The organism is Rhodococcus sp. 24CO (assembly GCF_050586165.1).
Classification (GTDB): Bacteria; Actinomycetota; Actinomycetes; order Mycobacteriales; family Mycobacteriaceae; genus Rhodococcus_F.
In genome coordinates, this window is the sequence record NZ_JAZFNF010000064.1 from 226 (window position 1) to 961 (window position 736).

The window sequence follows — 736 nt, forward strand, 5'->3', positions numbered from 1 at the left end:
CCAACGTTCCCGTCACCGAGAAACCATCCGTGCCGACCATCGTCGCAGCCAACGGAGCCTCAGCAGTCAAACCACTCAGCGCAGCCTTGTCCACAACCTGACGCAGATCATCGAAGTACGCGACCTCACCCGCACCGTTACCAGTGTTCGAGAACGTCAACGTGTACTTGATGTCCTGACCGGCAACAACATCCGAACCCGACACCGGATCAGAAGACTTCACCACAGCAATCTTCGGAGACACCACCGGATGCGTCGTGCACAGCTGCGTCGCCGGATCACACACCTCCGGAGGATCAACCGGCGGAGTCGTACCCGGAACAACGAAGTTGTTCACGAACACCCCACCGACCACATCGGCATTGACCTTCACCGAATACGTGACCGTCTTCGTTTCACCAGCCGCCAACGTTCCCGTCACCGAGAAACCATCCGTGCCGACCATCGTCGCAGCCAACGGAGCCTCAGCAGTCAAACCACTCAGTGCCGCCTTGTCCACAACCTGACGCAGATCGTCGAAGTACGCGACCTCACCCGCACCGTTACCGGTGTTCGAGAACGTCAACGTGTACTTGATGTCCTGACCGGCAACAACATTCGAACCCGACACCGGATCAGAAGACTTCACCACAGCAATCTTCGGTGCAAGAACGGGGTGTTCGGTCGTGACCGGCGGAGGAGTGATCTCCGGACCAGTCGGCGGCTTCGCAGTACCCGTGACCGTGTTGTTGATCAG

General features: G+C 58.6%; 1 pseudogene. It reads right to left on the reverse strand.

The features are described 5' to 3' along the window. Positions 1-628, reverse strand: a pseudogene (locus V2B23_RS30845) (isopeptide-forming domain-containing fimbrial protein); the annotation flags it as partial. Positions 629-736 lie beyond the last annotated feature (108 nt).